Origin of the sequence: Kribbella capetownensis (assembly GCF_004331485.1) — a bacterium.
In the GTDB taxonomy this organism is placed as follows: Bacteria; Actinomycetota; Actinomycetes; order Propionibacteriales; family Kribbellaceae; genus Kribbella; species Kribbella capetownensis.
In genome coordinates, this window is the sequence record NZ_SJKD01000006.1 from 107,773 (window position 1) to 133,729 (window position 25,957).

The following is a 25,957-nucleotide window of genomic DNA, read 5'->3' on the forward strand; positions in this document are numbered from 1 at the left end:
AGCGCAGTGTTTCAGGCCTCGAACGATCCAGCCGCCGAAGCCCGACCACCCGACACACTGGTCCGGTGGTCCCAGGCTGTGGAAGAGGGTCGCGTGCTATTAGCCTTGCCCTGGGGAACCACCCATAACATCAGCATTAACCACCGCGGTACCGGACCCGATCGGAAGAGGCGAACTGCCAAGTGGCCACCGAGCCATCAGACACAAATCCCCTAGCAGCCTTCGGTGCGAACGAATGGCTGGTCGACGAGCTGTACGAGAAGTACCTGCAGGACCCGAACTCGGTGGATCCGGCGTGGCTCGCCTATTTCAAGAGTGACAGCTTCAAGGCATCCCAGCCTGGTGACGCGAAGCCGGTGACGAGCACCCCGGCCGACGCTCCCCGGCCCGATGCAGTGTCGGACAACAAGACTCCCGAGGCACCGAGCCGCGGCACCGTGCCGTCCGCGCCGGCCTCGAGCGCACCTGCCGCGGCGGCAGCCGCCACGCAGACCCCGGCCACGCAGGCCGCCGTACCGCAGGCCCAGCCCGCAGCGAAGCAAGCGCCGGCCAAGACGGCCGCCGCCCCGACCGGAGGCACGGTGAACCAGCCGCCCAGCGCCCAGCCCAAGGCCACTCCCGCCAGCACCGCGGACACCGAGCGCAAGATCATGCGCGGCGCGCCCGCACGGACGGCGCAGAACATGGAGACCAGCCTCCAGGTGCCGACGGCGACCAGCGTCCGGCAGGTCCCGGTCAAGCTGCTGATCGACAACCGCATCGTCATCAACAACCACCTCAAGCGCGCCCGCGGCGGCAAGGTCTCCTTCACCCACCTGATCGGCTGGGCGCTGGTGAAGGCGCTGAAGACGCTGCCGGAGATGAACGCGTCGTACGACGAGACCGACGGCAAGCCGACCCACGTCCAGCCGCAGCACATCAATCTCGGCCTGGCCATCGACATGCAGAAGCCGGACGGCACCCGGCAGCTGCTGGTGCCGTCGATCAAGGCCGCCGAGACGATGACGTTCGCCGAGTTCTGGATGGCCTACGAGGACGTCGTGCGGCGGGCCCGGGACAACAAGCTCGCGCTGCCCGACTTCCAGGGCACCACGATCAGCCTGACCAACCCCGGCACCATCGGCACCCAGCACTCGGTGCCGCGGCTGATGTCCGGCCAGGGCACCATCATCGGCGTCGGCGCGATGGAGTACCCGCCGGAGTACCAGGGCGCGGCCGACGAGACGATGGCCAAGCTCGCGGTCAGCAAGGTGATGACGCTGACCTCGACGTACGACCACCGGATCATCCAGGGCGCCCAGTCGGGTGAGTTCCTGCGCCGGCTGCACCAGTTGCTGCTCGGCCAGGAGGGCTTCTTCGACGAGATCTTCCAGTCGCTGCGGATCCCGTACGAGCCGATCCGCTGGGCCGCCGACCTCCCGCACAGCCACGAGGAGGACGTCTCCAAGCAGGCGCGCATCCTCGAGATGATCCACGCCTACCGGGTCCGCGGCCACATCATGGCCGACACCGACCCGCTGGAGTACAAGCAGCGCAGCCACCCGGACCTGGACGTGGCCACCCACGGCCTGACCCTGTGGGACCTGGACCGCGAGTTCGCCACCGGCTCGTTCGGGGCGGCCAGCGAGCGCAAGTTCATGAAGCTGCGCGAGATCCTCGGCATCCTGCGCGACTCGTACTGCCGGACCACCGGTATCGAGTACATGCACATCCAGGACCCCGAGCAGCGCAAGTGGATCCAGGAGCGGGTCGAGCGCCCGCACACCAAGGTGCCGCGCGAGGAGCAGCTGCGGATCCTGGCCAAGCTGAACGAGGCCGAGGCGTTCGAGACCTTCCTGCAGACCAAGTACGTCGGCCAGAAGCGGTTCTCGCTGGAGGGTGGCGAGACCACCATCCCGCTGCTCGACGAGCTCTGCGAGGAAGCGGCCGGGGCCGGCCTGGACGAGGTCGTCATCGGCATGGCGCACCGCGGCCGGCTGAACGTGCTGGCCAACATCGTCGGCAAGTCCTACGGCCAGATCTTCCGCGAGTTCGACGGCAACATCGACCCGCGGACCGTGCAGGGCTCCGGTGACGTCAAGTACCACCTGGGCGCCGAGGGCGAGTTCGTCTCCGAGTTCGGCGACAAGATCAAGGTGTCGGTGGCGGCCAACCCGTCCCACCTGGAGACGGTCGACCCGGTGCTCGAGGGTATCGTCCGGGCCAAGCAGGACATCCTGGACCGCGGCGTCGCGTTCCCGGTGCTGCCGGTGCTGGTCCACGGTGACGCGGCCTTCGCCGGCCAGGGCGTGGTGGCGGAGACGCTGAACCTGTCCCAGCTGCGCGGCTACCGCACCGGCGGCACGATCCACGTGATCGTGAACAACCAGGTCGGCTTCACCACCTCGCCGGCCTCGTCCCGCTCGTCGATGTACTCCACCGACGTGGCCCGGATGGTGCAGGCGCCGATCTTCCATGTCAACGGCGACGACCCCGAGGCCTGTGTCCGGGTCGCCGACCTGGCCTTCGAGTACCGCCAGGCGTTCAACAAGGACGTCGTCATCGACCTGGTCTGCTACCGCCGCCGCGGTCACAACGAGGGCGACGACCCGAGCTTCACCCAGCCGCTGATGTACGACCTGATCGAGCAGAAGCGGTCGGTGCGCAAGCTCTACACCGAGGCCCTGATCGGCCGTGGCGACATCACGGTCGAAGAGGCCGAGCAGGCGATGCGCGACTTCCAGCAGCGGCTGGAGCGGGTCTTCGCCGAGGTCCGCGAGGCGAAGAGCCAGCCGGACACCCCGGCGCCGTACGTGACGGTGCCGGTCTACCCGGACAAGCCGGAGGGCCCGGACGCGACCGCGACCACGCCCGAGGTGCTGAAGAAGATCGCCGACGCGCACACCACGCTGCCGGAGGGCTTCACCGTGCACCCGAAGGTGCTGCCCCAGCTGCAGCGCCGGGCGACCGCGATCACCCAGGGCCCGATCGACTGGGCCAGCGCGGAGATCACCGCCTTCGGTTCCCTGCTGCTGGCCGGACGGCCGGTGCGGCTCGCCGGTCAGGACAGCCGCCGGGGCACGTTCGTGCAGCGGTTCGCCGCGATCATCGACCGGGTCAACGGCCAGGACTACGTCCCGCTGCAGAACCTGGACGAGGGCCAGGCGAACTTCCACGTCTACGACTCGCTGCTGAGCGAGTACGCCGCTCTCGGCTTCGAGTACGGGTACTCCGTGGCCCGGCCGGACGCGCTGACCCTGTGGGAGGCGCAGTTCGGTGACTTCGTGAACGGCGCCCAGTCGATCATCGACGAGTACATCTCGGCCGGTGAGGCGAAGTGGGGCCAGAAGTCGGGTGTCGTGCTGCTGCTGCCGCACGGGTACGAGGGCCAGGGTCCGGACCACTCGTCGGCCCGGGTCGAGCGCTTCCTCCAGCTGTGCGCGGAGAACGCGATGACGGTGGCGCAGCCGTCGACGCCGGCGTCGTACTTCCACCTGCTCCGCCGGCACACGCTCGGCGAGGAGCACAACCCGATGATCGTCTTCACGCCGAAGCAGTTGCTGCGGCGCAAGGAGGCGGTGTCGCAGCCGGAGCAGCTCACCCACGGCACCTTCCGGCCGATCATCGGCGACGCCGAGGCGGAGGCCACCGCGGGTACGGTCGACCGGATCGTGCTGGCGTCCGGGCGGATCGTCTACGACCTGCTGGCCGAGCGGAAGAAGGCCGAGCCGGACAAGATCAGCACCGCGGTCATCCGGGTCGAGCAGCTCTACCCGCTGCCGAGCGACGAGATCGTCGCGGAGCTGGCGAAGTACCCGAAGGCGACCGAGATCCGCTGGGTCCAGGACGAGCCCGCGAACCAGGGCCCGTGGCCGTTCATGGCGCTGAACCTGACCGAGCACCTCGGCGGCAAGCCGTTCTACCGGGTGTCCCGGCCGGCCATGTCGGCGACCTCGGTCGGCTCGATGGGCGCGCACCAGGCCGAGCAGTCCACGCTGCTGAAGCAGGCCTTCAGCTGACGTGTACTTCACCGACCGAGGGATCGAGGAACTCGAGGGCCGGCGTGGCGAGGAAGACGTCACGCTGGCCTGGGTGGCCGAGCGGCTGCGCGAGTTCGTCGACCTGAACCCCGAGTTCGAGACCCCGATCGAGCGGTTCGCCACCTGGCTGGCCCGCCTCGACGACGAGGACGACTGAGCTCCCTGCTGTTCTAGAGTGAGCGAATGCCCTTCGCCGAGCAGCCCGTACGCCGGGTCGCCGCAGCGGAGGGCGTTCGTTCGTCCGGCCCCTGGCCGCACACCATTCCCGCAGTACGGCAACTGCTGACCGACGGTCTGGACCTGGATCCCGGCGTCACGTTCCTCGTCGGCGAGAACGGCACCGGCAAGTCCACGCTGGTCGAGGCGATCGCGGTCGCGTACGGCCTGTCGCCCGAAGGCGGCTCCACCGGCGCCCGGCTGACCACCCGGGCGACCGAGTCACCGCTGGCGGACGAACTCCTGCTGACCCGTGGCATCGGTGGCAAGCGGGCCGGCTTCTTCCTCCGCGCCGAGACCATGCACGGGTTCTACACCTACCTGGAGGACAATCCGCGCACCTCGGGGTCGGCGGACCTGGCCTTCCACGAGATGAGCCACGGCGAGAGCTTCCTGAGGCTGATCAACGACCGCTTCATCCGGCGCGGGTTCTACTGCCTGGACGAGCCGGAGTCGGCCCTGTCGTTCTCCAGCAGCCTGGCCGTGGTCGGCGTACTCAACCGGCTGGCCGAGTCGGGATCGCAGGTGCTCTGTGCGACCCACTCCCCCGTGATCGCCGCTTTGCCAGGGGCAACGATCCTGGAGACCGGCGACTGGGGGATCCGGAAGACGGTCTGGGAAGACCTCGAGCTCGTGCAGAACTGGCGTGCCTACCTGCGCCACCCCGAGCAGTACCTGCGGCACGTTCTCTAGTCCGCGTGTGGCGGCCGGGTCCTGCGCGGTGGGTCGGGAGCCAGGGTGCCGTCCGGAGCGATGTGCTCGAAGATCTGGTCGACCAGGTTCAGGACGTGCGGGTCGTCGACGGTGTAGATGTGCCGGCGGCCTTCGCGGCGGGCGGTGATGATGCCGGCCAGCCGGAGCTTGCCGAGGTGCTGGCTGGCGGTGGCGATACTGACGCCGACGCGGTCGGCCAGCGTGCCGACGTCGTACTCGCCCTGAGCCGCCAGTGAGACCAGATGCAGCCGCACCGGGGCGGACAGCATCGCGAAGGTGCCGGCGGCGGATTCCAGCTGGGCCTTCGTGGGTTCTGGGAACGGTGTCGTCATCGCGCAGTCATTGTGACCGCTGGAACGGTCCGAGGGCAGTCCGGCGTGCCGAGGTGAGGACGGTCTCACACTTTCGCAATTGCGAAAGTATCAAAACGGTGGCAGGCTGGAACCATGTTCCGAGCCGTCCGCCCTGTGGTGATGCTGCTCGTGGTGGCGATCCCCGCGGTCGCCCTCCGGCTCACCGGCACACACCCCTCGGCCCTGCCGTCGATCTTCATCTTCGGCCTCGCCGTGGTCGCCGCGTCGTTCGTGCTGGCCTGGGCGGCCGAGGCCGCGGAAGTGGACATCTCGGGTGGTCTGGCGATCGCCCTGCTGGCGGTCATCGCGGTGCTCCCGGAGTACGCGGTGGACCTGTACTTCGCCCACACCGCGGGCAGCAACCCGGACTACGTCCAGTTCGCCGCCGCCAACATGACCGGCTCGAACCGGTTGCTCCTCGGCCTCGGCTGGTCCAGCGTCGTCCTGCTCAGCTTGTACGTCGCCTCGCGGCGCAGCGGGCAGTCGATCAAGGCGCTGGTGCTCGAGTCCGGGTACCGCCGCGAGCTGGGCTTCCTGGCCATCGCCGGTGTGGTCGCCTTCGTCATCCCGGTGACCGGCGAGATCCACCTGGTGCTCGGCATCCTGCTGCTCGCGTTCTTCGCCTACTACCTGTACCGCGCGGCGACCTCGGAGCACGACGACGATCCGGACCTGATCGGGCCGGCGGCAACGATCGGTGGGCTGCCGACGGTGCAGCGGCGGATCGCGGTGATCGGGATGTTCCTGGTCTCGGCCGGGGTGATCCTCGCCTCCGCGGAGCCGTTCGCGGACTCGCTGGTCGAGGGCGGCCACGCGCTGGGAATCGACCAGTTCCTGCTGGTCCAGTGGCTGGCTCCGCTGGCCTCGGAGGCACCGGAGTTCATCGTCGCGCTGCTGTTCGCCTGGCGTGGCAAGGGCGCGGCCGCGCTCGGCCTGCTGATCTCGGCCAAGGTGAACCAGTGGACGCTGCTGATCGGCAGCCTCCCGATCGCGTACGGCATCGGTGGTGGCCCCGTGGCGCTGCACCTGGACGGACGGCAGATCGAGGAGTTCCTGCTCACCGCGACGCAGACGCTGCTCGGGATCGCCGTACTGCTGAGTCTCCGCTTCCCGCGCTGGGCGGCCTGGACGCTGCTGGGCCTGTTCGCGATCCAGTTCGCCGTACCGGGTCAGACCGGGCGGTATGTGATCAGCGGGATCTACCTGGCGCTGGCGATCGTGGCGGCAGCGCGCAACCGGCGGTACCTGATGGCAACGTTGACCTCGCCGTTCCGGAAGACGGACAAGCCCGTCGACGCGGAGCGCGCCGACGAGCTCGTCCAGGTCTGACGAAGCACCTCTGCTGGGCTGACCTACGAGAGGGTGGGTTGGCCCATCGGATTCCGGTGGGCCAACCCACCGTCTGATGGGCGGACCCAGGAGACGGGGTCGTCAGCTGGCCTGCTGCTGGTCGGGGAGGGCGTCGCGGCGGCGTTCCTGGGGGCCGGGCTTGCCGCGGCGGCGGCCGGAGAGGAACTTCTCGCCGGCCGCGGTGCCGGTGAACTTGGTCCGGCGGGCCCATTCACGGCATTCGTCGATCACCGGGCACGAGTTCAGGCAGACGGCCTGGGCGCGGCGCTGCTCCCAGTGCGTGGCGGACTCGTCGTACGCCGGGGCCTGGCCGACGCACGCGGCCCGGGTCATCCAGCGGTCGGCGGGGTCGGCGATCACCGTCAAGGTCGGCCTCATGGGCCCTCCTGGTCCCTCATCGATCGGGCGGATCGACCCGCGGGGGTTTCCCGCGGTAGGACCAGAGTGCGCCCGCCTCGTTGCCTCACCGCGACGCGCGTGTTTCGGCTGTGCAACACGGCTGGGCACATCTGTGCCGTTGGCACCCGTCAGCGGCGGACCATCCGGATCTCCATCAGGCCGAAGAACGGATCGTGCTTGCGGGCGCCGTCCTCGACGAAGTCGTTGCGCCGGTAGAACGACCGAGCCCGCTGGTTGTCCTCGAACACCCACAGGCTGGCCGGATCCTTGCCGATGGCAAGCTCCAGCAGCCGGGCGCCGAGCCCGGTCCCCCACCACTTCTGACGGGTGTAGATCGCCTGCAGCTCGAGCGGAGTCGGGGCGTCGTCGTCACGCCCGGGTCCGCCGGACGCGAAGCCCACCACCCGGTCCTCCACCGCGGCCGCCGGGTCCGGGTTCAGCGCGATCCAGCGCACCCATCCGTTCTCGGCCGCCGTCGTCCAGCGGTCGATCCGGCGGTCGATGTTGCTGGTCTGCTCGAGCAGTTGGTCGGCCGGGACAAGGTCGGCGTACGCCTCGCGCCAGCAGAGCAGGTGACACCAGGCGGCAGCCTCGGAGTCCTCGACGGCGGCGCGGCGGATGAGAGGTTGCACCTAGACAGTGAAGACGATCTTGCCGAAGACGTCACCTTCATTGAGCTTGGTGAAGCCCTTGCGGGCGTCGGCCAGCGGCAGGATCGAGTCGATGTGCGGCGAGATCCCGGCGTTCGCCATGAACTGGAGCAGCTCGGCCAGCTCGGTCCGGGTCCCCATCGTCGAGCCCTGGACCCTGAGCTGCAGGAAGAAGATCCGGTTCAGCTCGGCCGACTTCGGCGCCTGGCCGCTGGTCGCGCCGGAGATCACCATCGTGCCGCCCTGCTTGAGCGACTTCAGCGAGTGCGACCAGGTCGCCTGCCCGACCGTCTCCATCACCGCGTCCACCCGCTCCGGCAGCCGTGCACCGGACTCGAACGCGCCGTGGGCGCCGATCTCGAGCGCCTTGGCCCGCTTCCCCTCGTCCCGGCTGGTCGCCCAGACCCGGATCCCGGCCGCCCGCGCCAGCGTGATCAGCGCGGTCGCCACGCCGCCGCCGGCGCCCTGCACCAGCACGGTGTCGCCCGGCTTCAGGCCCGACTGCGTGAACAGCATCCGGTACGCCGTGAGCCACGCGGTCGGCAGGCAGGCAGCCTGCTCGAAGCTCAGCCCGGCCGGCTTCGGTACGACGTTCCGAGCCGGTACGGCGACCTTCTCGGCGAGCGTGCCCTGGTAGCGCTCACTCAGCAGCGACCGCTTCGGGTCAAGCGTCTCGTCGCCCTTCCACGCCGGATCGGAGATGACCGCGTGCACGACGACCTCGTTGCCGTCCGGGTCGATCCCGGCCGCGTCGCAGCCGAGGATCATCGGCAGGTTCTGCTCTGCCAGCCCGACGCCCTTGAGCGACCACAGATCGTGGTGGTTGAGCGCGGTCGCCCGGACGTCGATCGTCACCCACCCCTCGGGCACCGTCGGGTCAGGGCACTCCCCCACCTCCAGGGCGGCGATCGGGTCGTCGGCGTTGAACTTGGCGGTGTAGGCAGCAAGCATGCGTACCACCCTAGTCAGTGGTTCAGTCGGCGTCAGTTACCGAATTCACGACCGGGGCGGAGAGAACGCCGTCGAGCAGGCGACGGGATTCCTCGAGGGCGGTGATCGAGGCGGTGATCCGGTCGCGCTCCTGGTGCAACTGGTCGATGAGCACCTCGCATCTCGGCTCCAGCTTGGCCGTGACACACGGCAACACCTGCGAGATCGTCGCCGTCGACAACCCGGCTGCGAGCAGGGTCCGGATCCTGGCCACCACGTCGACGTCGCTCTCGGCGTACTCCCGATACCCACTCGCCAGCCGCTCCGGCGTCAGCAGTCCCTGGTCCTCGTAGTACCGGAGCAACCGCTCGCTGACCCCGGTCCGCGCCACCATCTCGCCCATCCGCACCGCGCCGCCACCTCCACGACTCGACCCTCACATGCGTGTCGGAGTTTAACCTGTCCCCGGATCGGCAATAAGGGCCATGACCGTAATCCCCTGAGGAGATCCGATGCTACGCGCGCTGATGGTCGCCGGCCTGACCGCCGTCCTGCTGACCGGACAGACCACGACCGCCCCGGCCATGCCGGCTGAGCCGGCAGAGCCGACCGCACAAGTCACCGGCGCCTACCTGCAGATCACAGCCGACGGTGTCGCCACCGAGCCGGGCTTCGAGGGCGCGGCGCATGCGCACGCAGCGTTGGCGGCGATGTACGACGTCACCGGCGACCCGCAGCAACGCCAGACCGCCGACGAACTGCTCAACTACATCCTGGATCGAAAGCCGGGCCAGATGAGCACGGATCTCGCCCTGCAGTACCTGCGAAGCCCTTACCTCCAGAGCGATCCGCGGTTGGGCGCCAACCTGGAGACCTTCGTGACCGCGCTCCTCGACCTGTACGCCACTCAGCCCGACAAGGTGCTGCGGACCGGCGACATCCGTACGTTGACGGGACGCGCTGAGCTGCTGGTCGACTACGCCGAGTACGTCGAGCACCGGCCCGGCGACCTGTCCCGGATCCAGTCCGCCGACGCCGCGGCCCGGGGGATGCTGGACCGCGTCGCGGCGCTGCAGTACACCAGCGAAGAGGCCGTCTCGTCGTTCCACAACGACCGGTATGTCGGGGCCTTCCCGCACTTCGTCGCCGGTGACGACGGCAACATGGGCACCTGGGACGTCGAGCACTGGGCGCCGTCGATGCTCTCACTCGACCAGTACGCCGCCGTCCGGGCACTCGCCACCGGCTACGGCCGGTTCCACACCGCCAGCTACAACAACGCCGCCGCCTCCGGGACGCGGCACCTGCTCGGCACGACCCAGATCGACCCGGACCTGATCTACGCCGGCGCTCCCGCGGGCTTCCCGCTGGACGGCGCGAAGTACGTGATCGGCGAGGAGACCGGCGAGCAGCCGTACCTGATCACCTACGGCTGGTCCCCGAACGCGATCGCCCAGCTGGGTACGGCGTTGAAGGCGGTCCGGGACAACCGGGTCAAGGTGCCGCAGTCGGCCGCCTGGCTGGCGTCGTACTGGCGTGGCACTCCCCCGCGCAGCGTGCTCGCTCCGGGACAGTTCTGGCACGGGCTGGACTCGAAGATCGCGTACTCACACCGGTTCATCGAGGCCACCCAGCTCGCGGTCCCCGCCGACTTCCCCTGGCTCGACCTGGACCGCACCACGTTCCCCGGCACGGGTGACGACGCCATCCGCCGAGGCGGCTGGTACGACGGCTCCGGCCGCGGCACCATGTCAGCGGTCTACTCCCGCCTGGCCATGACCGGCTACGTCCAGTCCGGCGGCCACGACATCCCCATGCTCAACCAAGCCGCCCAGTGGTGGACCCGCATGATCGTCCGCAGCTGACTTGACTCTCACACCGATGTCGGAGCTTAGCCTCCGGGGCATGACCACAGTCCTACTTGCCCACGGTGCGGGCGGCGGTATCGAGGCCAACTACGCCGGCCTCATCGAGGACCTGTCCGCCGACCACACTGTCATCGGCGTGGATCTCCCCGGAACCGGCAGTGCACCCCGGCGCTCCGTTCCGCTCACCCTTGACGGCCTCGCCGACGAACTCGTCGCGGCTGCCGAGGGACATGACCGGTTCGCGATCGTCGGCTATTCGCTGGGTACCGCGATCGCGATCCGTGCCGCCACCCGGCATCCGGATCGCGTGAGCGGGCTCGTCCTGACCGCACCCTTCGCTCGGCCCAACCCGCGCATGACGATGCTGGTCGAACTCTGGCGTGAGCTGCTGTCCGGCGATCCGGAACAGCTCGCGGCGTTCGTCCATCTGGTCGGCATCGGCACACCGACGCTGGATCGCCTCGGTGCGGACGAGTTGGCCGGGTCGCTGAGCGCCACGGTCGTCCCGCCGGGGACGCCGGACCACCTCGACCTGATCGACGTCGTCGACGTACGCGCGGATCTGGCGAGGATCGCCGTCCGCACGCTGGTGATCTCGACGACCCAGGACAACCTGGTGACACCGCACCACCACCGGGAGGTTGCCGACGGCGTCCATCAGGCGGAGTACGTCGAACTGGCCTCCGGGCATCTGCCGTTCGTGGAAGCCCCGCAGCGCTGGATCGGCCTGGTGCGGGGCTTCCTCGACGATCAGGACCGCGCGACTCCGTCGGATTCGGCGGATGCTGCGACCGCGGTGGCGACGGCTGGGGCGACGCGGGGGTCGAACGGAGACGGGATGATGTAGTCGGGGCGGAGGTCGTCGGCGGAGATGAGGCCGGCCAGGGCCTCGGCGGCGGCGAGCTTCATGCCCTCGGTGATACGGGACGCGTTGGCGTCGAAGGCGCCGCGGAAGATGCCGGGGAACGCGAGCACGTTGTTGATCTGGTTCGGGAAGTCCGAGCGGCCGGTCGCGACCACGGCGGCATGCCGGTGCGCGATGTCCGGGTGCACCTCGGGGTTCGGGTTCGCCAGCGCGAAGATCATCGACCCCGGCGCCATCCGGGCGATGGCCTCCTCCGGTACAGTCCCGCCGGAGACGCCGAGGAACACATCGGCACCGTCCAGCGCGTCCACCAGGCGACCGGAAAGCCCACCGGTGTTGGTGTCGCGGGCCAGCGACAGCTTCACCGGGTTCAGGTCGGCGCGGTCCTCGTGCAGCACACCCTTGCTGTCGACCACCGCGAGGTCGCCAACCCCTGCCTGCAAAAGGATTCGCGCACACGCGACCCCGGCCGCGCCCGCACCGGAGATGACCACGCGGATGTCGCTGATCGACTTGTCCGTGACCCGCAACGCGTTCCGCAGCGCGGCCAGTACGACGACCGCCGTACCGTGCTGGTCGTCGTGGAAGACCGGGATGTCCAGGCGTTCCTTCAGCCGGCGCTCGATCTCGAAGCAGCGCGGCGCGGAGATGTCCTCCAGGTTGATGCCGCCGAACGTCGGAGCCAGCCGGACCACGGTCTCGACGAAGTCGTCCACGTCGGTGCAGTCGAGGGCGATCGGCACCGAGTCGACGCCGCCGAACTCCTTGAACAGCAGGGCTTTGCCCTCCATCACCGGCAGCGAGGCGGCCGGCCCGATGTCACCGAGCCCGAGGACGGCGGTGCCGTCGGTGACGACCGCGACCACGTTGGACTTCCAGGTGTAGCGCCGTACCAGCGCGGGGTTCTCGGCGATCGCGGTGCAGACGCGGGCGACACCCGGGGTGTAGGCCTTGGACAGGTCCGCGGCGTCGCGGACGTGCACGGACGAGGTGACCTCGATCTTGCCACCGCGATGCAGTTCGAAGACGGCGTCACCGGCGTACGGGTCGGAAACCTCTGGTGAAAATGGCTGGGCGACCATCAGGGCCCTTTCGCAGAACGTGGGTGGAAGTGTTCGACAACAGGGGATCGCCCGTGCGCACGAGTAAACCACATGGCCTACTGGTCTGCTGTGAGGGGTCCCACATCCGGTGACGATCCAGTCTCGCTCCGAGACGAACCCCGGGCGCCGGACTGCCTGTTGTGTCAGGATGCGGTTTCCCCCACCATGTCGAGGAGAATTCGCGATGAACATCGTCTCCACCCTCCGCAGGAGCCGCCTGACAGCCGCCACCACCACGGTCGCCGTCCTCGCGCTCGCGCTCGCCGCCTGTGGCAGCGACGACTCGGGCGCCGGTGGATCCGAGGACAAGGCGAAGGCGGCCGGCATCACGCTGGTCAAGCCCGGCAAGTTCACTGTCTGCACCCACCTGCCGTACAAGCCCTTCCAGTACAAGGACGGCAACAAGGTCGTCGGCTTCGACGTCGACCTGCTCGACCTGGTCGCCCAGGACCTCGGCCTGGAGCAGGAGGTGGTGAACATCGAGTGGGCGCAGGTCACCTCGGGCGCCGCGTTCAAGGCGAAGAAGTGCGACATGGGCATGGGCGCGATGACGATCACGCCGGAGCGGCAGGCCGCGATCAGTATCACCGACCCGTACATGGACGCCACCCAGGTGCTGATGGCCAAGAAGGACTCCGGCATCAAGGGCCTGGAGGACCTGCGCGGCAAGATCCTCGGTTCCCAGGCGGACACGACCGGCCACAAGTACGCCGTCGAGAACAAGGACAAGTACGGCTACAAGGTGATCCCGTTCCCCGACTCGGCCTTGCAGGAGAACAACGTGAAGTCCGGCCGGGTCGCCGCCGCGATCAACGACAACGGCCTGCTGTACGACTTCCTCAAGGACAACCCGGACATGGCCGTGGTGGCCGAGTTCGACACCGGTGAGCACTACGGCTTCGCCGCCCTCAAGGACGGCAGCGGACCGAAGCTGGTGGAGAAGTTCAACAGCCTGCTGACCACGGCGAAGTCGGACGGCAAGTACAACGAGATCTACAAGAAGTGGTTCGGGGTCGAGCCGAAGAAGTGAGCCGACAGGACATGACCTCTGCCACCGAAACCGTTGAGCGGAAGGGGTTGAGCCCGCGGCAACGGGCTCGCCGCTCCCGCGGGATCCAGTACGCCGTCCTCGTCGTTCTCGTCCTGATCGCCGCGGTCAGCGCGGACTGGGGCCAGATCGTCAGCGTCTTCTTCAAGCCGCAGTTCATCAAGGAGGCCTTCCAGAACGGGCTTCTCACCGCACTGGTCAAGACGCTGGAGTACACCGCCGGCGCGTTCGTGATCGGTCTGGTCGGCGGCACCGTACTGGCGCTGATGAAGCTGAGTCAGGTCGGGCCGTACCGGTGGATCGCGACCGCCTACATCGAGTTCTTCCGGGGCCTGCCGGCGATCGTGGTGTTCATCGCGTTCAGCCTGCTGCCGCTGGCGTTCGAGGGCATGACGATTCCCTGGGACCCGTACGGCGTGGTCTGGCTGGCGCTCGGGATCGTCGCGTCGGCGTACATGGCCGAGGTGATCCGGGCCGGCATCCAGGCGGTGCCGAAGGGACAGGTCGAGGCGGCCCGCTCGCTCGGGATGCCGGCCGGACTGGCGACCCGCAAGATCGTGCTGCCACAGGCGTTCCGGATCGTGCTGCCGCCGTTGACCAACGACCTGATCCTGCTGGTCAAGGACTCGTCGCTGGTGTTCATGATCGGTGTGGCCGCGGACGGCTACGAGCTGACCGGCTTCGGCCGCGACCTGGCCAACACCGAGGCCAACCTGACGCCGCTCGTCACGGCCGGCTTCTGCTATCTACTGATCACGCTGCCACTCGGCATCCTGGTCCGCCGGCTCGAAGCCAGGACTGAGAGGACGCGCTGATGGCACTCGTCGAGATCAAGAACCTGCACAAATCCTTCGGCAGCAACCACGTCCTGCGCGGCATCGACTTCTCGGTCGAGCAGGGCGAGGTCGTCTGTGTGATCGGGCCGTCCGGTTCGGGCAAGTCGACGCTGCTGCGGTGTGTGAACCTGCTGGAGAAACCCCAGCAGGGACAGGTGTTCGTGCGTGGTGAGGACATCACCGACCCGGACTGCCACCTGGACGCCGCGCGGCAGCAGATCGGCATGGTGTTCCAGCAGTTCAACCTGTTCCCGCACCTGTCCGCGCTGGCCAACTGCACGATCGCCCAGCGGACGGTGCTGAAGCGCAGTCCCGCCGAGGCGGACCGGGTCGCCCGGGCCAACCTGGAGCGGGTCGGCCTGAGCGACAAGATCGACGCCTTCCCGGCGCAACTGTCCGGCGGTCAGCAGCAGCGGGTGGCGATCGCCCGGGCGCTGTCGATGGATCCGGCGCTGATGCTGTTCGACGAGCCGACGTCGGCGCTCGACCCCGAACTCGTCGGCGACGTCCTCACCGTGATGCGCAAACTCGCGCTCGAGGGGATGACGATGCTCGTCGTCACCCACGAGATGGCGTTCGCCCGCGAGGTCGCGGACCGGGTCGCGTTCATGGACGGCGGCGTCATCGTCGAGCAGGGGCCGCCGGCCGACGTCATCGGCGACCCGCGGGAGGAACGCACCCGGACGTTCCTGCGCCGGGTGCTCGACCCGACCCACGTCGAGCCGACCTGACCGAATTGTCACGCTGCGTGCCCGGCTGTTCGACGGGCCGCAGCGCGACAGCGGGCCAGAACTACGAATAGGTCTCCATTGGCCCCCCTTCGGTGCGCCCCGGCCATCGGCCTGTGTCAAGATGCGGACACATGGCGCCGGGCCCGTCCGGCACCCAGCTTTGGAGGACTAGATGTCTGTCCTGCGTAGGACGCTCGTGTTGTCCGGCGTCCTGGTTCTCGCGGCCGCCGGATGTGGCTCTGACTCGCTCGACAGCGGTGCCGGCAGCGCACCGAGCAGCGCCCCGTCGAGCGCGCCGTCCAGTGGTGGACCCGACCTGAGCGGTTCACTGCCGGCCAAGATCAAGTCCGCCGGCAAGATCGTGGTCGGCGTGGACGCCAGCTACCCGCCGAACGAGTCCCTGCAGGGCGGCAAGACCGTGGTCGGGATGGACGTCGACCTGTTCAACGCGGTGGCGCAGAAGTTCGGCGTCACGGTCGAGTGGCAGCCGGCCAGCTTCGACACCATCATCACCGGTGTCCAGGGCGGCAAGTACGACGTCGGCGTCTCGTCGTTCACGATCAACGACAAGCGCAAGCAGCAGGTCAACATGGTCAGCTACTTCAACGCCGGCACCCTGTGGGCGACCGCGAAGGGCAACCCGAAGGGCATCAACGCAGACGATGCCTGCGGCAAGACCATCGCGGTCCAGAAGGGTACGACGCAGGAGCAGGACGACCTGCCCAAGCGCCAGGCCAAGTGCAAGGCCGAGGGCAAGCCGGCGATCAAGACGCTGCCGCGGGACAAGCAGGACCAGTCGACCGCGGATCTGGCCTCCGGCAAGGCCGACGCGATGCTGGCCGACTCGCCGGTCGTGCTGTACGCGATCCAGCAGACCAAGGGACAGCTCGAGCAACTCGGTGACATCTACGACGCGGCGCCGTACGGCTATGTCGTTCCGAAGGCGCAGACCGAGTTCGCCGACGCGATCGTCCAGGCCCTGAAGGCGCTCGAGTCCGAGGGCACCTACAAGACCACGCTGACCAAGTGGAACAACGACTCGGGCGCGATCTCCGACTTCGCCGTCAACCCGTGAGCCGACATGGCTACTGATACCCAGACACGGCAGGCCGAGCCTGCGTCCGATCGGCCGGGGCGGATCGACGCCGTCCCGGTCCGGCATCCCGGGCGCTGGGTCGCGATCGCCGTGATCGCCGTTCTGGCCGCGATGCTGGTGCACCTGCTGGTGACCAACAAGGCGTTCGAGTGGAGCTTCGTCTTCGAGGCGATGAACCAGTCGCAGGTCATCAACGGCTTCCTGAAGGGCACGCTGCTGGTCACCGCGCTGTCGATGATCGTCGGCGTGGGCGGCGGCGTCCTGCTGGCCGTGATGCGGCTGTCCGACAACCCGATCCTGGCCGGGGTGGCCTGGCTGTTCACCTGGTTCTTCCGCAGCATCCCGCGGTACATCCTGCTGTTCACGATGGGCACGCTGGGCATCCTGTTCCAGGACGGCGTCGCGTTCGGGGTGCCGTTCGACTGGAAGATCATCGAGTGGCTCGGGTTCTCGGGTGACTGGCGGCTGTTCACCCTGGACGCGAACCAGATCTTCACCGGCCTGGTCGCCGGTGTGATCGGCCTCGGGCTGTCCGAGGCGGCGTACATGGCCGAGATCGCCCGGGCCGGCATCCTCAGCGTGGACAAGGGCCAGGCCGAGGCCGCCGAGGCGCTCGGGATGAGCAGTGGCAAGGTGATGCGCCGGGTGGTGCTGCCGCAGGCGATGCGGGTGATCGTGCCGCCGACCGGCAACGAGACGATCGCGATGCTGAAGGACACCTCGCTGCTGGTCGCGGTGCCGGTGATCGGCGAGCTGTTCTACCAGCTGCAGTCGATCGGGAGCACGTACTACAAGACGTTCCCGATCGCCGTCGCCGCCGCGCTGTACTACCTGGCCGTGACGAGCGTCCTGATGGTCGGCCAGTACTTCCTCGAGCGGCATTTCGGTCGCGGCTTCGGGAACAAGGCACCGCGGGCGGCCCGCCCGGCCGGTGCGGGTGGTGCGTGATGACGGCCGCGGCCGCCGCTGAGACGGCACAGCCCCGGACCGAGCGCTTGGTGCACGCGGTCAACGTGACCAAGTCGTTCCATCACAACGAGGTGCTCAAGGGCATCGACCTGGATGTCGACCGCGGTCAGGTGGTCTGCCTGCTCGGGCCGTCCGGGTCCGGCAAGACGACGTTCCTGCGCTGCATCAACCAGCTGGAGACGATCGACGGCGGCCGGATCTGGGTCGACGGCCGGCTGATGGGGTACGACGACCGCGACGGGCGGCTGTATCGCCTGAAGAACAAGCAGATCGCGGCCCAGCGCCGCGAGATCGGCATGGTCTTCCAGCGGTTCAACCTGTTCCCGCACATGACCGCGATCGAGAACGTGATGGAAGCCCCGGTCCAGGTCAAGGGCGAGGGCAAGAAGGAGTCCCGGGTCCGGGCCCAGGCACTGCTCGACCGGGTCGGCCTCGGCGACCGCTGTACGGCGTACCCGGCGCAACTGTCCGGCGGTCAGCAGCAGCGGGTGGCGATCGCGCGGGCGCTGGCCATGCAGCCGAAGCTGATGCTGTTCGACGAGCCGACCTCGGCGCTCGACCCGGAACTGGTCGGCGAGGTGCTCGCGGTGATCCGTGAGCTGGCGGACGAAGGGATGACGATGATCGTCGTCACCCACGAGATGTCGTTCGCCCGCGACGTGGCCGACACCGTCGTGTTCATGGATGCCGGCGTGGTGGTCGAGGCCGGCAGGCCGCGTGAGGTGCTCGGGAACCCGCAACACCAGCGCACCAAGACCTTCCTGACCCGGCTGCACTCCGAACACGACCACCCGTGATGCCTGCGCGGAGGGCCGGCTCGTGCACCGGGCCGGCCCTTTCGCCGTGCATCAACCGCTGCGAGCGTGGAAGATGTACGGCATGGTGAGCCGAGCGGCCGCCGGACACGAGGGAGGCAGTGTGAGCAGCACCGGACGATCCGCCGAGGTCCGACTGAGTATCCCGGCGGACAGTGCCTACATCGCCGTGCCGCGGTCGGTGGTCGGCAACCTGGCGGCTCGCAACGACTTCACCGTGGACGCGATCGACGACCTGCGGATCGCCGTCGACGAGGCGTGCGCCCTACTGCTGCCGCAGGCCTCCGACGGCGTACTGGACTGCGTCTTCGAGATCGACCCGCCGCAGCTCACCGTCCGGACCAGCGCCGTCGTACCGAACGGCTGGCGGCCGGACACGTCGTCGTTCGGCTGGACCGTGCTGACAGCGCTGGTCGAGTCCGCGGCGGCCGAGACCATCGACGGCCGGCTCACCATCACCGTGACGGCAACCGCCACCGCCGCGGAGAAGGCGTGACCGACGACCGCTCACTGGGGGGCGAGTCCCAGGAACCTACAGACCTGCGCACCCGGACGGCGGAGCTGTTCCGGGCGATGGCCGCGGGCGATCCCGGCCGCGCCCTGGCCCGGGACGGCCTGGTCGCGCTGCACATGCCGCTGGTGGAGCACCTGGCCCGCCGCTTCCGCAACCGCGGCGAGCCGTACGACGACCTGGTCCAGGTGGCCACGATCGGCCTGATCAAAGCAATCGACCGCTTCGACTCCGACCGGGGTGTGGAGTTCTCGACGTACGCGACGCCGACGATCCTGGGCGAGATCAAGCGGTACTTCCGGGACAAGGGCTGGGCGATCCGGGTGCCGCGGCGGCTGCAGGAGCTGCGGCTGTCGCTGACCGCCGCGACCGCCGAGCTGACCCAGGAGCTGGGCCGGGCGCCGACGGTCGCCGAGCTGTCCGAGCGGCTCGGGTTGTCGCCGGATCTGGTGATCGAGGGGCTGGAGTCCGCGAACGCGTACAACACCCTGTCCCTGGACGCTCCCGACCAGAACGAGGCGGACGCCACCACGGTGCTGGACGGTCTCGGCGGCGAGGACGAGGCGCTCGAGAGCGTGGAGTACCGGGAGTCGCTGAAACCGCTGCTGGCCCAGCTGGACACCCGGGAGAAGCGGATCCTGACGCTGCGGTTCTTCCGCGGGATGACGCAGTCCCAGATCGCCGAGGAGATCGGCATCTCCCAGATGCACGTCTCCCGCCTGCTGGCTCGCACCCTGACCGAACTCCGGGCGGGCCTGCTGAAGGAGTAGGGCTACAGGACCGGACGGTCCTTGGTCGGGTCGTCCGCCAGCGCCAGGGTCGACGCCTTCTGGAACAGCCCGATCAGTACGCCGGCCGCCGCGAGCGCCAGCGCGACCGCAACGGCCTTCGTCGACCCACCCCAGAAGCTGTAGGCGACCAGCAGCTGGATCAGCTGCGCGAACACGGCCGGCCCACGGCTCCAGGTGGAGGCCCGCCACAATCCACGGGCCACCAGACCGAGGCCGGCGCCGTACGCGATGAAGAAGACGGCGGTGGTCAGTCCGAGCACCAGCCGGGATCCATGGATCGTAAATGCTTCGGCAATTCCCAGAACGATGAGCACAAACCCTTCCGCAGCGACCACAGCCGCGGCTAGCTTGAGCGGTCTCGGTACGGCGGCAGCTGGGGGGTCGGTCGGCACCTCGCCAGCTTAGTGCCCCATGCCGAGGAGCACTTCGGGCGCAAGGGACGAACACCTGCTCTTTCCGCGAGCCCGATCGGGTCGCGGAACCCCAGCCCCACAAGGGCTTCGAGGTTGTGCGTAACCAATGAGCGGTTGGATCGGTTACTTGCAGTGAACGGGTGATTGCGGATGAGTTTCTCCGTCCGGCTACCGGACGGGGCGAGCCATTGCGGACCGGTTCGTAGTGTTAAGGAAGTGTTGTGATCTGATCGACAACTCCAGAACCCTTGTTTCACTCACCTGAGATTGGGAACATGGTCTCGTTCGTGAAAACGTTCACAACACGCACCTCGCACCACGAACCCCCCGTGCGAGAAGCATCACGAGTACAGCACTGCTGATCGGGCACAGACCTACCCGACAGCGTACGACCACTACTGAGAGAGATGGGATCCGCCATGGATTGGCGCCACCGGGCCGTTTGCCTCGATGAGGACCCGGAACTGTTCTTCCCCATCGGCAACACCGGGCCCGCGATCATGCAGATCGAGGAGGCCAAGCAGGTGTGCCGTCGCTGCGACGTGCGTGAACAGTGCCTCGCCTGGGCGCTGGAAGCCGGCCAGGATCACGGTGTCTGGGGCGGTCTGAGCGAGGACGAGCGCCGCGCTCTGAAGCGCCGCAACGCCCGCGCCCGCATCCGCACCGCCTGAAGCCCCCAGAACGCCAGGCCCCGCGGGATCCGCGGGGCCTTTCGATTTCCCCCGCTATTCCTTCACCGGGATGTCCAGGGTGACCTGGGTCCCGGGCTTGCCGTCGTGGCGAGGACCGAACTCGAGGGTCCCGTTCAGCTCCCCGATCACCAGGGTGCGGACGATCGACAGCCCGAGGTTCCCGGACAGCTCCGAGTCGAAGTTCGCCGGCAAGCCTTGTCCGTCGTCCACCACGGTCACATGCAGCCGGCCGACGGATCGCTCCGCGCCCAGCTCGACCGTCCCGCTCGCCTCGCCTCCGTCCCGCGTACCGAACGCGTGCTCGACCGAGTTCTGCATCAATTCCGTCAGCACCATCGCCAGCGGCGTCGCGATCTCGGAGTCCAGCACCCCGAAGTTCCCCGATCGGCGCGTCTCCACGGTCGTCTCGACGGTCGACACGTCGGCCACCATTGCCGCCACCCGGTCCGCGACGTCGTCGAAGTCCACATGCTCGTCGAACGACTCCGACAGCGTCTCGTGCACGATGGCGATCGACCCGACCCGCCGGACGGCCTCGGCCAGCGCGGCCTGACCTTCCGGCACGCTGATCCGCCGGCCCTGCATCCGGAGTAACGCGGCGACGGTCTGCAAGTTGTTCTTGACGCGATGATGAATCTCCCGGATGGTCGCCTCCTTGGTGACCAACTCCCGCTCCCGGCTGCGCAGCTCCGTCACGTCGCGAAGCAGGATCAACGCGCCCACGTGCTGCCCGTCGGCGCGCAGCGGGATGGCCCGGAGGAACAGCGTGGCGTCGGAGTTCTCGATCTCGATCTCCTTGGCCGCCCGCCCGGTCAGCACCGACGCGAGCACGTCGTCGACCTTGTGCCCGCTGTGCAGCAGTTCCCCGGTGACCTCCTTCAGCCGGCTCCCGACCAGATCCGTCACCAGGCCCATCCGCCGGTACGCCGACAACGCGTTCGGGCTGGCGAACGTCACCATCCCGTGCCGATCGACCCGGATGCAGCCGTCCCCGACCCGGGGCGTGGTGGACAGCAGCCGCTCCCCGCCGTACGGGAAGATGCCGTCGTTGATCATCCGGGCCAGGTCGGTGGCGCTCTGCAGGTAGGCGATCTCGAGCCGGGACGGGGTGCGGACGCCGAGCAGGTTGGTGTTCCGGGCGATCACCGCGATCACCTTCGTACCCCGGCGGACCGGGATCGTCTCGACCCGGACCGGGACGTCGTCGCGCCACTCCGGGTCGCCCTCGCGGCAGATCCGGCCGCCGTCGTACGCCTGGTCGAGCAGGTGCCGGCGGCCGCGCGGGATGAAGCTGCCGACGATGTCGTCCAGGTAGGCCGTCGGCCCGGTGGTCGGCCGCATCTGCGCCCCGGCCCAGAACCCGAGGCCCTCGATGTCGGGCAGCCAGAGCACCAGGTCGGCGAACGAGAGGTCGGCCAGCATCTGCCAGTCCGAGACGAGCAGTTGCAGGCGGTCCAGGTCGGCCTGGTCCAGGGTCGTGTGGTTCCGCGCCACATCGCTCAGAGACGGCACGCCCCGATGCTACCGATGGCTTATACCAGCTCCTCGGGTGGTCCGCTCGACAAGTGGGTGGAGATGGGTGTTGATTGATCAGGCACCACAGATGAAAGGATGCTTCGGTGGAGTCGACGTACTGGCAGGACGTGATGGCCGCGGACTACGCGGTACCGGGCGACCGTGCGCTGACCGACCTCACCGAGGAGCTCGTCCGCGGCCTGGCCAGTACCAACCCGCAGGTCCGTGACGCCCTCGCGTATCCGACGCTCGCGACCTGGCTGGAGCGCGGGGTGTACGACGACCTGCTGCCGGGCTTCGGTGACGGCCTGTGCGCCGGACTCGCCTACGGCCTCGGGGAGGACGGCACCGACACCGTCTTCCGCCGCTCGTTCACCGCGCTGACGCTGGCGGAGGTGATCCACCGCGACAACGCCGAGTTCCTGGTCCACGACGAGGTGGTGATGCGCTGGGGCGACCGGCTGGCCACCTGGCTGCTACGGGAGCGCGACCTGCGCGGATACGTGCCGGACTGCGGCTGGGCGCATGCCGTTGCCCACGGCGCCGATGCTATCGGCGCGCTGGCGCGGTCGCGGCACTGCGACGCCGGCGTACTGCGTGCGCTGCTCGACGTCCTCGCGGACCGGATCGTCAAGGACACGCAGTACCGCTGGGTGCACGAGGAGCACGACCGGGTCGCGCACGCGGTGATGACGATCCTGCACCGGAACATGCTGACCAGTGACGAGCTCGAGCGCTGGCTGAAGCCGGTCGCGGCGACGGCGGCCCAGCAGCCGCTGATGCACGAGACCCTGCCGGAGTGGCCGACTCCCCCGGTCTTCAACGCCCGCGGTGTCCTGCACGTGCTGCTGAGCCAGCTCGCGATCGGTGTGAAGGGCTTTCCGATCCCCGGCGACGACGAGCTGTTCGGCCGCCCGATCGAGGCCCGCGCGGACATGCTGCTGATGCTCACCGAAGCGGTCCAGTCCTCCCAGCCCTACATCTACCGCCCGGCAGCCAACCCGCGGTCCTAACCCGGCTTGGGTACGGCGACCGTCGCGACCACCGCGCGATGGTCGGTCCCTGCGATCGGGTACGTCGAGAAGCGGCCGGGCTGGATCGACCGGGTCACCACCACGTGGTCGATCTGCGTGCGGACCACGGCCGGCTGATCCGCTGGCCAGGTGCCCTGCAGGCCACTGCCCACCGATGGCCCGACGCTCCGGCAGTTGGTGCCCAGGGCGTGCCGGAAGTCCGCATGGTCGAGGGTCGCGTTGAAGTCGCCGGCCACGACGGTCGGCGGATCCTGAGTGCACCAGTTCCGCAGTACGAGCAGGTCCTGTTTCCAGGTCGGCATCGCGTCCGGCAGCGGCGGGAACCCGTGGTACGCGATCAGCCGGACGTCGCCCAGATTCCCACCGGTCACGATCACGTGCCCGAACGCCGTACCGAGCTCCGTGGCGAACCGCACCGCCCCGAGCTTCGCGGAGACCAGAACGCTGGTGGCGCTCTCCACCGCCTTCGACGGCTGTTGCGTGAATCCCTTGTACTGCAGGTCTTGCAGCTGCACGCGGATCTCCTCGCGAACGTCGACCTGTGCCTCGGGCAACGACACCAGGTCGGGCTGACGCTGCCGGATCAGCTCGGCCACCTCGCCCGCGTTCGCGCCACCGCCGAGCACGTTCGCGACCATGATGGTGAGCTCCCGCGTCCCATCGGCCGGCGGATGCGCATCGGACAACTGGCGCGGTGCCGTCAGCGCCCCGCCGGTCAGCGCCAGCACCACCACGAGTACGGCGGCTATGCGCCAGCCCCGTCGTACCAGCATCAGCAGACCGAGCAGCAGGACCACGACGAGCCCTTGGGGACGGAACGCGACCAGCTGTGCGAACGGCGTGACCGCATCGAGCCCGAACAGTTCCGGATACAGCGGAACGGCAACCACCACGACAAAGAGCACGGACAGCACGACCCGCCGTACCAACCATGCCTTTTCGTTATCCATGGACCACGCTGAAACTCTAGTCGGTGGTGCAGACGAGCGGTAGCGTGCTCCGTTGCGCCTGCTGTGTGTCCCGAGGAGGTTTGCTGTGTCCAGATTGTCCGCGGTCAGACCCGCGTACTGGATCTCCGGCGTTTTGCTGGCGGTCGCGGTCGTCGTACCGCTCCTGGTCTCCACTTACGCCAAGGATGAGCCCCGGCTGTGGGGCTTCCCGTTCTTCTACTGGTATCAGCTGATGTGGGTCTTCATCTCGGCGATCCTGGTCAGCATCTGCTACCAGCTGGTGAGCCGGGAGGAACGCCGGCGGCGGGCCGCCCAGGGGCTCAAGAACCCGGACCTGCACGGTGCGGATGAGGAGGCGGACCGGTGAACAACGTCGACTGGGTGCAGTTGATCATCGTCATCGTGATCTTCGGCGCCGTCACCGTGATGGGCTTCATGGCCGCCCGCTGGCGCAGTGCCGGTCACATGGAATCCCTCGACGAGTGGGGTCTGGGTGGCCGTGGCTTCGGCACGTTCATCACCTGGTTCCTGCTCGGTGGCGACCTCTACACGGCGTACACCTTCGTCGCCGTGCCGGCCGCGATGTTCGCGACCGGTGCGATCAGCGGCTTCTTCGCGGTGCCGTACACGATCGTGGTCTACCCGATCATCTTCATCTTCATGTCCCGGCTGTGGTCGGTGTCGCACCGCAACGGCTACGTGACCCCGGCAGACTTCGTCGGTGGCCGGTACGGCAGCAAGGCGCTGTCGCTGGCCGTGGCGGTCACCGGCATCCTCGCGACGATGCCCTACATCGCCTTGCAGCTGGTCGGTATGCAGGCCGTGTTCGAGACGATGGGCCTCGGCGGCAACAACACGCTGGCTAAGGACCTGCCGCTGCTGATCGCGTTCGCGGTCCTGGCGGCGTACACCTACTCGTCCGGTCTGCGGGCGCCGGCGATGATCGCGTTCGTCAAGGACGGGCTGATCTACCTGGTGATCGGCGTCGCGATCATCTACCTGCCGCACGAGCTGGGCGGCTGGCACTCGATCTTCGGTGCCGCCGAGGACAAGTTGACCGCGACCAACCCGGCGACGGGCAAGCCGGTGGGCGTGTTCATCCCGGGTGAGTCCGGGTTCTCGGCGTACTGGACGCTCGCGCTGGGTTCGGCGATGGCGCTGTTCATGTACCCGCACTCGGTGACCGCGGTGCTGTCGACGAAGAACCGCAACATCGTCCGGCGGAACGCGGCGATCCTGCCGGCGTACTCGCTGCTGCTCGGTCTGCTCGCTCTGCTCGGCTTCATGGCGATCAAGGCGAACGTAAATGTGAAGGGTCTGGACGGGCTGGCCAACCCGCAGCTGGCGATCCCGCGGCTGTTCGACCAGGAGTTCCCGTCCTGGTTCGCCGGCATCGCGTTCGCGGCGATCGCGGTCGGGGCACTGGTGCCGGCGGCGATCATGTCGATCGCGGCCGCGAACCTGTTCACCCGCAACATCTACCGCGACTTCATCAAGCCGGCCGCCACGCCGGCCCAGGAGGCCAAGGTCTCCAAGCTGGCGTCGCTGCTGGTGAAGCTGGGTGCGCTGGTGTTCGTACTCGCGATGGACAAGACGATCGCGCTGAACCTGCAACTCCTCGGCGGTATCTGGATCCTGCAGACGTTCCCGGCGATCGTGATCGGTCTGTTCACCAAGTGGTTCCACCGCTGGGCGCTGCTCACCGGCTGGGCGGTCGCGATGGTGTTCGGCACCGTCGAGGCCTACAACGTGGTGAACCCGGCGACCAAGAAGCACTTCGGTGGTTCGCTGGCGAACATCCCGTTCACCGACAAGCAGGCCTACATCGCGCTGACGGCGTTCGTGTTGAACCTGGTCATCGTGGTCGTGCTGACGATCATCCTGCGGGCGCTCAAGGTGCCGGAAGGCAACGACACCACGCACCCGACGGACTACCTCGCGGACCGTGGCGACCCGGGCGTGAAGGACCTGCCCGAGCTCCTGGACGAGGGCGGCGCGTCGCCGGCCAAGTCCTAGCGCGGACCCCTCGACGGCGGTCTCATCGGCTCCGGCCGCTGGGGCCGCCGTCACTGTATGCCGCCATGTCGAC

At 68.4% G+C, this 25,957-nt stretch carries 27 protein-coding genes; 18 read left to right on the plus strand and 9 right to left on the minus strand.

From position 1 onward, the window contains the following. Window positions 1-182 precede the first annotated feature (182 nt). The 3 genes from E0H75_RS25425 to E0H75_RS25430 are packed head-to-tail and all read left to right on the plus strand — an operon-like array spanning window position 183 to window position 4,928. The gene (locus E0H75_RS25425; protein WP_131516179.1) at window positions 183-3,998 is read left to right on the plus strand and encodes a multifunctional oxoglutarate decarboxylase/oxoglutarate dehydrogenase thiamine pyrophosphate-binding subunit/dihydrolipoyllysine-residue succinyltransferase subunit; all 3,816 of its coding nucleotides are present in this window, start codon (window positions 183-185) and stop codon (window positions 3,996-3,998) included. A gap of 1 nt (window position 3,999) precedes the next feature. After that, window positions 4,000-4,176, plus strand: coding sequence for a DUF6104 family protein (locus E0H75_RS43190; protein WP_165554028.1), 177 nt, complete (start codon window positions 4,000-4,002; stop codon window positions 4,174-4,176). Window positions 4,177-4,202: 26 nt separating this feature from the next. After that, window positions 4,203-4,928 (plus strand): AAA family ATPase, encoded by a 726-nt coding sequence (locus E0H75_RS25430; protein WP_131516180.1) that lies wholly within the window; start codon window positions 4,203-4,205, stop codon window positions 4,926-4,928. On the opposite strand, the gene E0H75_RS25435 is transcribed toward E0H75_RS25430, so the two are convergent. Beyond that, window positions 4,925-5,281: an ArsR/SmtB family transcription factor gene (locus tag E0H75_RS25435; RefSeq protein WP_131358415.1), complete on the minus strand. Its 357-nt coding sequence runs from the start codon at window positions 5,279-5,281 to the stop codon at window positions 4,925-4,927. The genes E0H75_RS25430 and E0H75_RS25435 overlap by 4 nt on opposite strands. A 114-nt stretch (window positions 5,282-5,395) precedes the next feature. On the opposite strand from E0H75_RS25435, the gene E0H75_RS25440 reads away from it, so the two are divergent. Continuing rightward, complete coding sequence (locus E0H75_RS25440) at window positions 5,396-6,631, plus strand: sodium:proton exchanger (protein ID WP_131516181.1); 1,236 nt, start codon at window positions 5,396-5,398, stop codon at window positions 6,629-6,631. 102 nt (window positions 6,632-6,733) lie between these two features. Here E0H75_RS25440 and E0H75_RS25445 read toward each other — a convergent pair whose 3' ends face one another. The 4 genes from E0H75_RS25445 to E0H75_RS25460 all read right to left on the minus strand — a co-directional run bounded on the left by E0H75_RS25445 (window position 6,734) and on the right by E0H75_RS25460 (window position 9,034). Then, the gene (locus E0H75_RS25445; RefSeq protein ID WP_131516182.1) at window positions 6,734-7,030 is read right to left on the minus strand and encodes a WhiB family transcriptional regulator; all 297 of its coding nucleotides are present in this window, start codon (window positions 7,028-7,030) and stop codon (window positions 6,734-6,736) included. A 149-nt stretch (window positions 7,031-7,179) separates the two neighbouring features. After that, on the minus strand, window positions 7,180-7,683 hold the full coding sequence (locus E0H75_RS25450) for a GNAT family N-acetyltransferase (protein ID WP_131516183.1): 504 nt from the start codon (window positions 7,681-7,683) through the stop codon (window positions 7,180-7,182). Continuing rightward, the gene (locus E0H75_RS25455; RefSeq protein ID WP_131516184.1) at window positions 7,684-8,652 is read right to left on the minus strand and encodes a zinc-binding dehydrogenase; all 969 of its coding nucleotides are present in this window, start codon (window positions 8,650-8,652) and stop codon (window positions 7,684-7,686) included. Between the two features lie 22 nt (window positions 8,653-8,674). Then, entirely contained in the window at window positions 8,675-9,034 is a 360-nt protein-coding gene (locus E0H75_RS25460; RefSeq protein ID WP_238163268.1) for a MerR family transcriptional regulator, read from the minus strand. 109 nt (window positions 9,035-9,143) lie between these two features. On the opposite strand from E0H75_RS25460, the gene E0H75_RS25465 reads away from it, so the two are divergent. Next, complete coding sequence (locus E0H75_RS25465; protein WP_131516186.1) at window positions 9,144-10,496, plus strand: hypothetical protein; 1,353 nt, start codon at window positions 9,144-9,146, stop codon at window positions 10,494-10,496. Between the two features lie 40 nt (window positions 10,497-10,536). Continuing rightward, the gene (locus tag E0H75_RS25470; protein WP_202873173.1) at window positions 10,537-11,346 is read left to right on the plus strand and encodes an alpha/beta fold hydrolase; all 810 of its coding nucleotides are present in this window, start codon (window positions 10,537-10,539) and stop codon (window positions 11,344-11,346) included. Here E0H75_RS25470 and E0H75_RS25475 read toward each other — a convergent pair. After that, the gene (locus tag E0H75_RS25475; RefSeq protein ID WP_131516188.1) at window positions 11,250-12,446 is read right to left on the minus strand and encodes an NAD(P)-dependent malic enzyme; all 1,197 of its coding nucleotides are present in this window, start codon (window positions 12,444-12,446) and stop codon (window positions 11,250-11,252) included. The genes E0H75_RS25470 and E0H75_RS25475 overlap by 97 nt on opposite strands. 205 nt (window positions 12,447-12,651) lie before the next feature. Between E0H75_RS25475 and E0H75_RS25480 the strand changes: the two genes are divergently transcribed. From E0H75_RS25480 to E0H75_RS25515, 8 genes are all read left to right on the plus strand, one after another. Continuing rightward, complete coding sequence (locus E0H75_RS25480; RefSeq protein WP_131516189.1) at window positions 12,652-13,497, plus strand: ABC transporter substrate-binding protein; 846 nt, start codon at window positions 12,652-12,654, stop codon at window positions 13,495-13,497. Between the two features lie 11 nt (window positions 13,498-13,508). Further along, complete coding sequence (locus tag E0H75_RS25485; RefSeq protein WP_131516190.1) at window positions 13,509-14,330, plus strand: amino acid ABC transporter permease; 822 nt, start codon at window positions 13,509-13,511, stop codon at window positions 14,328-14,330. Then, entirely contained in the window at window positions 14,330-15,082 is a 753-nt protein-coding gene (locus E0H75_RS25490; RefSeq protein WP_131516191.1) for an amino acid ABC transporter ATP-binding protein, read from the plus strand. The genes E0H75_RS25485 and E0H75_RS25490 overlap by 1 nt, the downstream gene beginning before the upstream one ends. A 172-nt stretch (window positions 15,083-15,254) precedes the next feature. Continuing rightward, entirely contained in the window at window positions 15,255-16,157 is a 903-nt protein-coding gene (locus E0H75_RS25495; protein ID WP_131516192.1) for an ABC transporter substrate-binding protein, read from the plus strand. Window positions 16,158-16,163: 6 nt separating this feature from the next. After that, entirely contained in the window at window positions 16,164-17,126 is a 963-nt protein-coding gene (locus E0H75_RS25500; protein WP_131516193.1) for an amino acid ABC transporter permease, read from the plus strand. 47 nt (window positions 17,127-17,173) lie between these two features. After that, the gene (locus tag E0H75_RS25505; RefSeq protein ID WP_475009190.1) at window positions 17,174-17,944 is read left to right on the plus strand and encodes an amino acid ABC transporter ATP-binding protein; all 771 of its coding nucleotides are present in this window, start codon (window positions 17,174-17,176) and stop codon (window positions 17,942-17,944) included. 121 nt (window positions 17,945-18,065) lie between these two features. Beyond that, window positions 18,066-18,458 carry an ATP-binding protein gene (locus E0H75_RS25510; RefSeq protein ID WP_131358455.1) on the plus strand — a complete coding sequence of 131 codons (393 nt, stop codon included), beginning with the start codon at window positions 18,066-18,068 and terminating at the stop codon, window positions 18,456-18,458. Beyond that, a complete protein-coding gene (locus E0H75_RS25515; RefSeq protein WP_131516195.1) occupies window positions 18,455-19,243 on the plus strand; it encodes an RNA polymerase sigma factor SigF in 789 nt (262 codons plus the stop codon). Before E0H75_RS25510 ends, E0H75_RS25515 begins: the two co-directional genes overlap by 4 nt. A 2-nt stretch (window positions 19,244-19,245) precedes the next feature. On the opposite strand, the gene E0H75_RS25520 is transcribed toward E0H75_RS25515, so the two are convergent. Then, the gene (locus E0H75_RS25520; RefSeq protein ID WP_131516196.1) at window positions 19,246-19,524 is read right to left on the minus strand and encodes a hypothetical protein; all 279 of its coding nucleotides are present in this window, start codon (window positions 19,522-19,524) and stop codon (window positions 19,246-19,248) included. A 572-nt stretch (window positions 19,525-20,096) separates the two neighbouring features. Here E0H75_RS25520 and E0H75_RS25525 point away from each other — a divergent pair. Further along, window positions 20,097-20,348 carry a WhiB family transcriptional regulator gene (locus E0H75_RS25525; protein ID WP_012922773.1) on the plus strand — a complete coding sequence of 84 codons (252 nt, stop codon included), beginning with the start codon at window positions 20,097-20,099 and terminating at the stop codon, window positions 20,346-20,348. Between the two features lie 54 nt (window positions 20,349-20,402). Here E0H75_RS25525 and E0H75_RS25530 read toward each other — a convergent pair whose 3' ends face one another. Further along, a complete protein-coding gene (locus tag E0H75_RS25530) occupies window positions 20,403-21,881 on the minus strand; it encodes a sensor histidine kinase (RefSeq protein WP_131358464.1) in 1,479 nt (492 codons plus the stop codon). A 107-nt stretch (window positions 21,882-21,988) separates the two neighbouring features. On the opposite strand from E0H75_RS25530, the gene E0H75_RS25535 reads away from it, so the two are divergent. Beyond that, entirely contained in the window at window positions 21,989-22,897 is a 909-nt protein-coding gene (locus tag E0H75_RS25535; protein ID WP_131516197.1) for a DUF2785 domain-containing protein, read from the plus strand. On the opposite strand, the gene E0H75_RS25540 is transcribed toward E0H75_RS25535, so the two are convergent. Next, window positions 22,894-23,868 carry an endonuclease/exonuclease/phosphatase family protein gene (locus E0H75_RS25540; RefSeq protein ID WP_131516198.1) on the minus strand — a complete coding sequence of 325 codons (975 nt, stop codon included), beginning with the start codon at window positions 23,866-23,868 and terminating at the stop codon, window positions 22,894-22,896. The genes E0H75_RS25535 and E0H75_RS25540 overlap by 4 nt on opposite strands. 85 nt (window positions 23,869-23,953) lie before the next feature. On the opposite strand from E0H75_RS25540, the gene E0H75_RS25545 reads away from it, so the two are divergent. Together E0H75_RS25545 and mctP are read left to right on the plus strand one after the other, a co-directional pair. Then, complete coding sequence (locus tag E0H75_RS25545) at window positions 23,954-24,235, plus strand: DUF3311 domain-containing protein (RefSeq protein ID WP_131516199.1); 282 nt, start codon at window positions 23,954-23,956, stop codon at window positions 24,233-24,235. After that, window positions 24,232-25,884 (plus strand): monocarboxylate uptake permease MctP, encoded by a 1,653-nt coding sequence (mctP, locus tag E0H75_RS25550; protein WP_272948927.1) that lies wholly within the window; start codon window positions 24,232-24,234, stop codon window positions 25,882-25,884. Before E0H75_RS25545 ends, mctP begins: the two co-directional genes overlap by 4 nt. Window positions 25,885-25,957: the final 73 nt, after the last annotated feature.

Bases quoted from the DNA above. Each gene is read 5' to 3' on its own strand.
- E0H75_RS25430 (WP_131516180.1), top strand. From the start codon at position 4,203: ATGCCCTTCGCCGAGCAGCCCGTACGCCGGGTCGCCGCAGCGGAGGGC.
- E0H75_RS25435 (WP_131358415.1), bottom strand. From the start codon at position 5,281: ATGACGACACCGTTCCCAGAACCCACGAAGGCCCAGCTGGAATCCGCC.
- E0H75_RS25440 (WP_131516181.1), top strand. From the start codon at position 5,396: ATGTTCCGAGCCGTCCGCCCTGTGGTGATGCTGCTCGTGGTGGCGATC.
- E0H75_RS25445 (WP_131516182.1), bottom strand. From the start codon at position 7,030: ATGAGGCCGACCTTGACGGTGATCGCCGACCCCGCCGACCGCTGGATG.
- E0H75_RS25455 (WP_131516184.1), bottom strand. From the start codon at position 8,652: ATGCTTGCTGCCTACACCGCCAAGTTCAACGCCGACGACCCGATCGCC.
- E0H75_RS25460 (WP_238163268.1), bottom strand. From the start codon at position 9,034: ATGGGCGAGATGGTGGCGCGGACCGGGGTCAGCGAGCGGTTGCTCCGG.
- E0H75_RS25465 (WP_131516186.1), top strand. From the start codon at position 9,144: ATGCTACGCGCGCTGATGGTCGCCGGCCTGACCGCCGTCCTGCTGACC.
- E0H75_RS25470 (WP_202873173.1), top strand. From the start codon at position 10,537: ATGACCACAGTCCTACTTGCCCACGGTGCGGGCGGCGGTATCGAGGCC.
- E0H75_RS25475 (WP_131516188.1), bottom strand. From the start codon at position 12,446: ATGGTCGCCCAGCCATTTTCACCAGAGGTTTCCGACCCGTACGCCGGT.
- E0H75_RS25480 (WP_131516189.1), top strand. From the start codon at position 12,652: ATGAACATCGTCTCCACCCTCCGCAGGAGCCGCCTGACAGCCGCCACC.
- E0H75_RS25485 (WP_131516190.1), top strand. From the start codon at position 13,509: ATGACCTCTGCCACCGAAACCGTTGAGCGGAAGGGGTTGAGCCCGCGG.
- E0H75_RS25490 (WP_131516191.1), top strand. From the start codon at position 14,330: ATGGCACTCGTCGAGATCAAGAACCTGCACAAATCCTTCGGCAGCAAC.
- E0H75_RS25495 (WP_131516192.1), top strand. From the start codon at position 15,255: ATGTCTGTCCTGCGTAGGACGCTCGTGTTGTCCGGCGTCCTGGTTCTC.
- E0H75_RS25500 (WP_131516193.1), top strand. From the start codon at position 16,164: ATGGCTACTGATACCCAGACACGGCAGGCCGAGCCTGCGTCCGATCGG.
- E0H75_RS25525 (WP_012922773.1), top strand. From the start codon at position 20,097: ATGGATTGGCGCCACCGGGCCGTTTGCCTCGATGAGGACCCGGAACTG.
- E0H75_RS25540 (WP_131516198.1), bottom strand. From the start codon at position 23,868: ATGGATAACGAAAAGGCATGGTTGGTACGGCGGGTCGTGCTGTCCGTG.